Raw genomic sequence first — 10,046 nt, 5'->3', positions numbered from 1 at the left:
CATGGAAGTTGTCTAGTATATTAATAGCATACGCACCTGACGTACTCTCACATTCGCTTCTTGATCAGAGCCTTGACTTGAATGGATGAGATCAGCCTCGTCCGCTTGTGTTGCATTCGCGTCAATTCGCCACCCCTGGCATAAGTCACGAAACAGTCGCGGCGGTTGATCGCGAGGAGATTGGCGTCCATTGTCCGAGGGAATCGTTCCGGGGGGACATGACCAAGCCATTCTATTCAGAACCTATCCTGAATTCTCCATATCTGCCGCCGACCCGTCATCATGCGCTTGATAACGAGGGGCAGCCTTTGGACCTGCCGCCAATCGACGGAAGGAGGACGTCGAAGTACCTTGTTCCCGTGCCGCGCGGGAAACGGTCGAAGGCGACGGCCGCACAGCGGGCGCTCGATCTGGATGAGGCTGGGCACGAAGCAGGCAAGTATTCCCCGAATGCGCTGGTCAACGAGTTGCGGCGGCATCTGGAATCCTGGCGCGCCATTCCGAATCCTTCCGATTGGGGTGTGACGCCCACAACCCAGCGACTGCTCCAGCATTGGCGGCATCACAAGTTTTCCAATCAGCAGCCGTTCTTCTGTCAGGTTGAGGCAACCGAGATGGTCATTTGGTTGACCGAGGTCGCTCGAAATCGAAAACAGTATGCCCACATCTTCAGGTCTCTCGAGGCGGCAAACAGGGATTCGAATCCCGAACTGTTCCGGCTAGCGCTCAAGCTGGCGACAGGCGCGGGCAAGACGACAGTCATGGCGATGTTGATCGCCTGGCGAGCGATCAATGCCGCCCGCCAGCCGAATTCGAGCCTGTTCTCCCGCGGTTTTCTCCTTGTTGCCCCCGGGATCACGATCCGCGACCGGCTTCGCGTCCTCCTGCCGTCGGATCCCGACAACTACTATGTCACGCGCGAGTTGGTGCCGCCGGACATGATATTTGATCTCGGCAAGGCAAAGATCGTTATCACCAACTATCACGCCTTCCAGCGCCGCAAAGCGCATGACCTCAACCCTGTCGGCGAACGCCTCATGCAGGGACGCACGGGAGCCGCAATCGAGAAACAAGAAACCGAGGGTGAGATGCTGCAGCGCGCCTGCGGCGAACTCCTTCCCCTCAAGAACATCGTCGTCATCAATGATGAGGCGCACCATTGCTACCGGGAACGGCCTGGAACGGATGAAGAGGCGGAAGCCAAGGGCGAGGACAAGGAGGAGGCAAAGAAGAATAACGAGGCCGCTCGCCTCTGGATCTCCGGCATCGAAGCCCTGAAACGCAAGGTCGGTCTTCGCGGTGTCTACGACCTGTCAGCGACGCCCTTCTTCCTGCGCGGCTCGGGCTATGATGAGGGAACGCTGTTTCCGTGGGTCGTGTCCGACTTCTCCCTGGTCGAGGCGATCGAATGCGGTATCGTCAAGCTGCCCCGGGTGCCCGTCGCGGACAACGCGGTCAACGCGCCCACGCCGATCTACAGAAACCTCTGGGATCACATCGGCAAGAAGATGCCGAAGAAGGGCGCTGGCAAGTCAGGGGACCTGGATCCTCTTAGTTTGCCAAGTGAGCTTCAGACGGCCCTTCATTCGCTTTATAGCCACTACAAGGAGACGTACGAGGACTGGGAACGTGTCCCAATCGACGTGCCGCCCGTGTTCATCGTGGTCTGCAACAACACGGCGAGTTCGAAGCTGGTCTATGAGTGGATCGCCGGATGGCAGCGCGAGCGCGAAGGCGAGATGCAGACCATCCACACCGGCCACCTCGACCTGTTCCGGAATTTCGACGAACGCACGGGCGAGCCCCTGGCCCGCATGAACACGTTGCTGATCGATTCCGAGCAGCTTGAATCCGGCGAGGCTCTGGACCCGAATTTCCGCCAGATGGCCGAAGCCGAAATCGACCTGTTCCGGCGCGAGAAGCAGGAACGTGAAGGAGCAGCAGCTGGAAGCATCTCGGACTCGGAACTCCTGCGCGAAGTGATGAACACGGTTGGCCAGAAGGGCCGCCTTGGCGAGAAGATCCGCTGCGTCGTCTCCGTCTCGATGCTGACCGAAGGCTGGGACGCCAACACGGTGACCCACATCCTCGGCGTGCGCGCCTTCGGCACGCAGCTACTGTGCGAACAAGTGATCGGGCGCGGCCTACGCCGCCAGTCCTACGAGCTCAACACACAAGGCCTGTTCAACACCGAGTATGCCGACATCATGGGCATTCCGTTCGACTTCGCGACGGAGCCGCAGAAAGTCGTCCGTATCCCGCCAAAGAAGATTACCCGCGTGCAGGCGATGAAGGAGCGCGAGCGGCTCGCCATCCGCTTCCCGCGGGTTGCAGGATACCGCACGGAACTGCCGCCCGACCGCATCTCGGCCTCCTTCTCGCAGGATTCGACGCTGACCCTCACCCCGGAAATGGTCGGACCGACCAGCGTGCGGCTCGAGGGGCTGGTCGGTGAAGGCATCGACATGTCCCCGGCGGCGCTCGACGACATGCCCCCCAACACCGTGAGCATGCACCTGACCAAGCGATTGATCGAGCTCTACTTCCGCGACGGCGACCAGGATCCGCCCTACCACCTGTTTAGCCAGGTTCAGCCGGTCACACGCCGATGGCTGCGCGAGCACGTCAAGACGGTCGGTGGAACCAGGATCGGCATGCTTACCTATGCGGAGCTGGCGGAGAAGGCCGCGAACCTGATTTACAGCGGTATCGTGCGGGAGGCTGGTGCGGAGGATGCCCCCGTCGTCAAAGCGATGCTCGATCCCTACAACCCGGCCGGCACGACGAACTTCGTCGCCTTCAACACGACCAAGGCCAACCTCTGGAAGACAGCGTCGGACAAGTCGCACATCAACTACGTCGTCTGCGATTCCGACTGGGAGGCAGAGTTCGCCCGGGTCGTGGAATCGCATCCGGCGACACTCTCCTACGTCAAGAACCAGGCGCTCGGCTTCGAGGTGCCGTACCGCCTTGGCTCGACCACGCGGCGCTACCTGCCGGACTTCATCGTCCGGATCGACGATAGGCACGGTCCTCACGATCCGCTGCAGCTTGTTGTCGAGATCAAGGGGTTCCGCGGCGTCGATGCCCAAATCAAGGCCGAGACCATGGATTCACTGTGGGTGCCGGGTGTCAACAATATCGGCACCTTCGGCCGCTGGGGCTTCGCCGAGTTTCGCGACGCCTTCGCCCTCGAGGAGGAGTGGAAGAAATTGATCGACACGCTGATGGTAGCCAAAGGGGAAAAACATAGTGTTTGACAGTACGAAGCAAACGCTCAAAACGCTGTTGGAGCAGGTGAACGACGGCAAGCTTCAGCTGCCTGATTTCCAGCGCGGATACGTCTGGAACGAAGATGCCGTGGTAAGCCTCCTTGCCAGCATCGCGAAAGGTTATCCTGTCGGTGCCCTCCTGACACTTGAGCGCGGTGGATCGGTGAACTTCAAATTCCGACCAGTCGAGGGGACGAAGACTGACAACGGAAATCCCGAAGCGCTTCTGCTGGATGGTCAGCAACGAATGACCTCGCTCTATCAATCGATCTATTCGGATCGGCCTGCGAGGGTGAAAAATACCCAGTCAGAAATCGTCGAACGCTACTTTTATCTTAATCTCAAGAAGGCTCTGGCCCACGGCGATTTTGAAGACGCAATTGAGACAGTTCCGCCGAGCCGTATTCGAATGAAGGCATTTGCCCGGGAAATCGACCTCGACGTCTCCACTCCTGCCCTTGAATTCGAACAGCACATGTTCCCGCTGAACCGATGTTTCGACGAAAAGGACTGGGTGTACGGGTGGCGCGATCATTGGAAGGCGCAAGACGTCGATATCTACGAGACGGATAAGGCTTTCGATCGGCAGATACTCGATCGAATCCAACGTTACGAAATGCCCATCATCAAGCTCACCAAGGATAATGGGCGCGAAGCGGTCTGTACGATATTTGAGAAGGTTAATGTCGGAGGGGTTAAACTTGATGCGTTCGAGCTCGTCACGGCGATCTTCGCGGGGACCGGCGAAGGTTTTGATCTTCGCGAGGACTGGTGGGGAACTAAGTCGCAACATGGACGCCTCGGGCGCATCCGCGACAATACCAAGCCCGATGGTGTCTTCGCGAGGCTGGCAAGTACAGACTTCCTCCAGGCCTGCACTTTGCTCCATACTATGGACGTGCGTCGGCAGCGCGAGGCCAACCCGATTCCAGGCGCTCAGCTGCCGCAGATCACGTGCAAGCGAGACGCCCTGCTCGCGTTACCGCTCGGCGCCTATCAGCATTACGCCGACCGCACTGAATCTGGATTTATAGAGGCGGGCAAATTCCTCGCCGAGCAGAACATCGTGTATCAGCGTGATCTTCCGTATCCGCCGCAGGTCGTTGCGCTGGCCGCACTATTCGCAAGCATTGGAAATGCATTGGCCAACAATGCCACCATACGCGCCAACCTAGCGAAATGGTTCTGGGCGGGCGTCTTGGGCGAGCACTACGGCGGCGGAACGGAGACCAAGATTGCACGCGACGTGCCTCAACTGATCGGTTGGTTGGAGCATAACCAATCCGCGCCGACCATTTTCCAGGACGTCACGTTCGTATCAAACAAGCTGATACGTTTGCGACGACGCCAATCAGCTGCCTACAAGGGCTTTCATGCCCTTTTGATGCGGGAGGGCTGCCGCGACTTCGTTTCAGGGAAACCTTTCGACCTCATGACGCTCTGGAACGAAGCGGTCGATGTCCATCACATCTTTCCCCAATCATGGTGCCGTAGCCAGGGCAAGGCTATCGAACAATACGATTCCATCGTGAACAAGACGCCGTTGTCGGCAGCCACAAACAGATACATCGTCCGCGGCGATGCCCCCTCCGTCTACCTGAAGCGGATCGAGCAGGATCACAAGATTTCGTCGCTGGAGCTGGATGCAATCCTCAAGACGCATCTGATTCCGGTGCAGCACCTGCGTGCGGACAACTTCGAGGCGTTTTTCGAAGAACGCATGGCGCTACTGGCCGGCATGGCTGGGAGCGCCATGGGCAAAGCCAGTGTCGACGCCGCCGCGTTCGAGGAGACCGCTGCGCCCGACGACGCGTTGCTTGATGAGATCGAAACAGCAGATGCGGCGTAGTAGCGACCCAAGAACGACGATCGCGGCGGAGTGTCCATGGTCAAATACGGCCCCTACAACGATTTGAAGACCGACGTGATCAAGCGTTACTGGCAGCACATGATCCGGCGGCACCGCGAAGAGATTCGCCACGGCCTCGCACAGCCTCGTGGCGCGCGCTGGCACGCCATTCCGGAACTGGGTCTGGAGATCAGCATCACCACCGGCATCGACTTCGTCCGCGTCTTCGTCCGCACGATGGAAGGCGGTAAATCGTCGAAACTGCGCGAGCGCCTGACGCACTGGCAGGAGGAACTGGTCCCTGCACTTGGCGCCCCGTTGAAAAGCTCGAGCGAGAGCGACAGGTTCTTCTCAAGCAGGCTTGATCTCGACATGAACGACGAAGGCAATTGGGACGCCGCGGCCGATTTCCTCTGGGACACCTCGCAGCGCTATGAAAAGGCCCTGCGCGAAACTCTGGGTGGGACCGAAGCATGACCGCCCCCCGCGAGCGCCACTTCGTGGCACAGGAACGCGCACGTCAATCGGCTTTCTTTGAAGCGCATCTTCACGGCGAAGGAGGGTTCGAGGGATGCGCCTATCGCCTTGCTCCTTCGAACCGCCTTTCGAACCTCAACCCCGGTATCCGCGACGTTGCCGCGCGGTATTTTTCCGACAACGCCATTGCCTGGCATCAGCACGCCGCTCACGGGCTTTCCTCGCAGGTCTGCTGTCTGAATTTCCTGATGCCTCTCGCGACGCGCCCAGAATTGTTGGCGCGTCTGGTCCAGCAGGCCATCGGCGGTGAGCTTCCGGAAATGCTGGAGGTCGAGAAAGGACCGGACGGCGAACCCTGGTTCGTCGGCTTCGAATGGATCGGCCGCAAGGATTACCTCAACGAATGGCCCCGAACTGGATCGCCGAAGCGAGGCGCCAACGTCACCAGCGCCGATGCTATTGTGCGCTTCCGACAGGCGCAGGCGGGCCGGGTCGAGACCTTGTTGATCGAGTGGAAGTACACCGAGTCCTACGGCGCTGCGCCCGAACCGAAGCGCGAAGCGGAGCGTCTTCGCCGATACCAGAACATTGCCTTCGCACCGTTCGGCCCGTTGCGCAGCAATGCCGACCTGAAACTTCCCGACCTGTTTTGGGAACCGTTCTATCAGCTATTCCGCCAGCAAATGCTGGCGTCTCGCATGCAAGCTGTCCAAGAGGATGGCGCGGAGCGTGCCCGCGTGCTCCATATCGCTCCCGCGGCGAACAGACGCCTGACCCGTGTCACCTCACCCGCAATGCGTCCGCTGGGCGACAACGCCTTCAAAGTCTACTGCTCGCTGCTGATCGAAACCGACGACTTCATCAGCCGCTCGACTGAATCCCTGTTCTCGCCGCTTATCGACGATGCGTCGACAGACGATGCCTGGGCGAAATATCTTCGCAATCGCTACGCCTTCTTGGCCGACCCGGCCAGATCCTCCTGGGATGAAATGACTACGGCATAAATACCACCTTCGACGGGACAGGACTGGGAATCTAAATATTCAGATGGACCACACAGGGGGGGAAGTATGGCAAACTACAAGGATGGGGTAGTCCGGGACGGATCTTCGATCGGTTCCGGCACTGCATTGGGCAATCTCAGGAATGGAGTCATCCGCAAAGGTGGGTCATTGCCCGGCTCGGGCGTCGCCGTGGGCAATGTGAAGGACGGTGTGATCCGGAATGGCTCGTCCGTGGGATCTGGAACGGCCATCGGCAACATCAAGGATGGTATCGTGCGGAACGGATCGAGCAAAGGAAGTGGCTCGACTGTCGGAAAGGTCTCGGACTTCACGATCAAAGGCATCGAGCGCGAACGCGATGATGAGATCGTCGCCGTCTATAACTTCCTCATCAAGAAATTTCTCTGACGACCTGATTGGACTGCCTGATGGCCAAAACGCCGATACAAAAAGCCGTCGATGCCCTCACCCACGATGCGGCGCGGCGCATCAATGTGCCGACGGCCGAGATGGCGTCACTGTTCGAGCAGCAACAGGAGCTCTTGGGCGATGTCGAGCGCGAGATGACGATGCCGCGTCCTCGTCCGCTGGCGAACGGTGAGGTGCGCGACCGTGATGGCGATCTCGACCCGCAGATCGTCTGGAACGGCGCGAAGATTCGTATCACGAAGGACCAGACGCGTCAGCTTGCCGAGACGGGCGAGCTCGAGCTCGGCGACGCGCAGCTCGTCTGGCGCGGCAAGGACCGGCAGGACTGGTCCGACCTCGTGGTCAACGCGCCGCCGATTTACCGCCAGGAGGCGATCCACCCGAAACATCTGATCGACGATCTGAGGCGCATGTCGGACCGTGCCCGCGAGAGCGGCGCCGAGCAGCCGAACCTGTTTGCCGATTTCAACGGCATCACCGATCCGGAGGCGCGGGCCGAGTTCTACCAGCACGCCCAGCACTGGACGAACCGCTTTATCCTTGGCGACTCGCTACAGGTGATGGCGAGCCTCGCCGAGCGCGAGGCGATGCGCGGCAAGGTGCAGTGCATCTACTTCGATCCGCCCTACGGCATCAAATTCAACTCGAACTGGCAGGTCTCCACCCTCTCCCGCGACGTGAAGGATGGCAAGAAGGAGGATGTCTCACGCGAGCCGGAACAGGTGAAGGCTTTTCGCGACACCTGGAAGGACGGCATCCACTCCTATCTGACCTATCTGCGCGACCGCCTGATGGTCGCGCGCGAGTTGCTGGCTGAAAGCGGCTCGATATTTGTGCAAATAAGCGCTGAGAATGTTCACCGAGTGCGGTCGTTGATGGACGAAGTGTTCGGCGAGGATAATTTTGCCTCCCTGATCACATTTCAAAGCACCACCAGTCTCGGCACAATAGGGTTGTCGTCGGCGGGAGATTATATCGTCTGGTACTATCGAGATCGTCAACGCGCGAAGTACCGACCTGTTCTCCAAGTCAAATCTGAGAGAGGGGGATTCGAGTACTATGCGTACGTCCGTTCAAAGGACGGACGGATGTGGCGAGGAGACAAGAATGATCTCCTTTCGAGCGAATACGAGGTGTTCTTCCCGGACAATCTGGTCAGCCAAAGGCCGCTGGGACAGGGCGACCTCAAGGAATTCAATTGGAAGAATCGCGCTTTCCGGCCTGGGAAGGGAACGTTCAAGACCGAAAAAAGGGGGCTAGAACGCCTCTCCAAATGCGATCGCCTCTACGAAACATCGGGAGCAGTGCTCCGTTACGTAAGGCTCGCGAATGACTTTCCCGTCGTTGCCATAAACAACATGTGGACTGACACGAGCACCGGGAGCTTTACAGAATCTAAGGTTTACGTCGTCCAGACGAATACCAAGATCGTCGAACGCTGCATCCTGATGACCACCGATCCGGGTGACCTCGTGCTCGACCCAACCTGCGGTTCAGGTACGACAGCCACAGTCGCCGAACAATGGGGCCGGCGCTGGATAACCATCGACACCTCGCGTGTGGCGCTTGCCCTTGCCCGAACACGTCTTATGGCGGCACGGTATCCCTACTATCTGCTTGCTGACAGTCCTGAAGGCAGCGAGAAGGAGCAGGAGGTTTCCGGCAGAATTCAGCCGCAGACACCGACCGCTGGCGACATCCGCCAGGGCTTCGTCTACGAGCGCGCGCCGCACATCACACTGAAATCCATTGCCAACAATACCGAGATCGACGTGATCTGGGAGAAGTGGCAAGCGGTGCTGGAGCCTCTGCGTGCCGAGTTGAACGAGAAACTGCAGATCGTTTTCGAGGAATGGGAAATCCCGCGCAACCTCGACCAGTGGCTGGAGACGCAGGACGGCGCCGCCAAGGCCGGGCTCGTCAGCGCCCGGGTGCGCGAGCTTCACAAGGGCTGGTGGGAAGGCCGGATCGCGCGGCAGAAGGAGATCGATGACTCGATCGCCAGGGCGGCGGATGTCGAGATGCTCTACGACCGTCCCTACGAGGACAGAACCAAGCTGCGCGTCGCTGGCCCCTTCACCGTCGAGAGCCTGTCGCCGCACCGCGTTGTCACCTCGCGCGACGATACGTTTTCCGGCGAAATGTCTGCCTCCAGAGGTACCATGCAGCCTGAGCCGAAGAACGTGCCGGACCAGGATTTCGGCCAGATGGTGCTCGATCATCTGCGCTCTGCCGGCGTCCACAGCCAGGAGAAGCGCGACACGATCAGCTTCAATTCGGTCGAGCCCTGGCCGGGCAACTGGCTGGCAGCCGAAGGGCGCTACACCGACGGCGACGGGCGCGAGAAGCGCGCGGGAATCCTGATCGGCCCGGAATTCGGTACGCTGACCCGCTCGAACATCACCGCCGCTGCGCGCGAGGCTTCCGACGCCCGCTTCGATGCATTGATCGCTTGCGCCTTCAATTTCGAGGCTCAGGCGAGCGACCTGAACCGGCTCGGCCCTCTTCCGATCCTTAAGGCGCGCATGAACCCCGACCTGCATATGGCCGAGGACCTGAAGAACACGGGCAAGGGCAACCTCTTCGTTGTCTTCGGCGAGCCGGACATCGACTTGATCGAGACGCCGGAGGGCGGACTTCAGGTGAAGGTCAACGGCGTCGACGTGTTCGACCCCTCGACGGGCGACATCCGCTCGACCGACACCAAGGGCATCGCCGCCTGGTTCATCGACACCGACTACAACGAGGAAAGCTTCTTCGTCCGCCACGCCTACTTCCTCGGCGCGAACGACCCCTACAAGTCGCTCAAGACAGCGCTGAAGGCCGAGATCGACGAGGACGCCTGGTCGACGCTTTATTCCGACACTTCACGGCCCTTCCCGCGACCAGCGACGGGCCGGATCGCGGTGAAGGTGATCAATCACTTCGGGGACGAGGTGTTGAAGGTGTTCGGGGTATGAGGGAAGGTTAGCGCTTCACCAGCTCTCTGGACTGCGAATACGGTGTCTCCTGACA

The 10,046-nt window shown here is 59.7% G+C and carries 6 protein-coding genes; all 6 read left to right on the top strand.

Features of this window, described 5'->3' with window-relative positions; all coding sequences use genetic code 11:
• Positions 1 to 218 precede the first annotated feature (218 nt).
• The 6 genes from ACFSQT_RS11795 to ACFSQT_RS11770 all read left to right on the top strand — a co-directional run bounded on the left by ACFSQT_RS11795 (position 219) and on the right by ACFSQT_RS11770 (position 9,991).
• Complete coding sequence (locus tag ACFSQT_RS11795; RefSeq protein WP_379018656.1) at positions 219 to 3,260, top strand: BPTD_3080 family restriction endonuclease; 3,042 nt, start codon at positions 219 to 221, stop codon at positions 3,258 to 3,260.
• Positions 3,253 to 5,121, top strand: a complete 1,869-nt coding sequence (locus tag ACFSQT_RS11790) for a GmrSD restriction endonuclease domain-containing protein (protein WP_379018654.1) — start codon at positions 3,253 to 3,255, stop codon at positions 5,119 to 5,121. Before ACFSQT_RS11795 ends, ACFSQT_RS11790 begins: the two co-directional genes overlap by 8 nt.
• 36 nt (positions 5,122 to 5,157) lie before the next feature.
• Complete coding sequence (locus ACFSQT_RS11785) at positions 5,158 to 5,598, top strand: hypothetical protein (RefSeq protein ID WP_379018652.1); 441 nt, start codon at positions 5,158 to 5,160, stop codon at positions 5,596 to 5,598.
• Positions 5,595 to 6,602, top strand: coding sequence for a PGN_0703 family putative restriction endonuclease (locus ACFSQT_RS11780; RefSeq protein WP_379018650.1), 1,008 nt, complete (start codon positions 5,595 to 5,597; stop codon positions 6,600 to 6,602). Before ACFSQT_RS11785 ends, ACFSQT_RS11780 begins: the two co-directional genes overlap by 4 nt.
• Before the next feature lie 126 nt (positions 6,603 to 6,728).
• The gene (locus ACFSQT_RS11775; protein ID WP_379018648.1) at positions 6,729 to 7,010 is read left to right on the top strand and encodes a hypothetical protein; all 282 of its coding nucleotides are present in this window, start codon (positions 6,729 to 6,731) and stop codon (positions 7,008 to 7,010) included.
• A gap of 20 nt (positions 7,011 to 7,030) precedes the next feature.
• Complete coding sequence (locus ACFSQT_RS11770) at positions 7,031 to 9,991, top strand: site-specific DNA-methyltransferase (protein ID WP_379018646.1); 2,961 nt, start codon at positions 7,031 to 7,033, stop codon at positions 9,989 to 9,991.
• Positions 9,992 to 10,046 lie beyond the last annotated feature (55 nt).

This window comes from Mesorhizobium calcicola, from assembly GCF_042682105.1.
Classification (GTDB): Bacteria; Pseudomonadota; Alphaproteobacteria; order Rhizobiales; family Rhizobiaceae; genus Mesorhizobium; species Mesorhizobium calcicola.
Note: the sequence above shows the minus strand (reverse complement) of the source record. Positions and strands in the feature narration are given on the sequence as shown.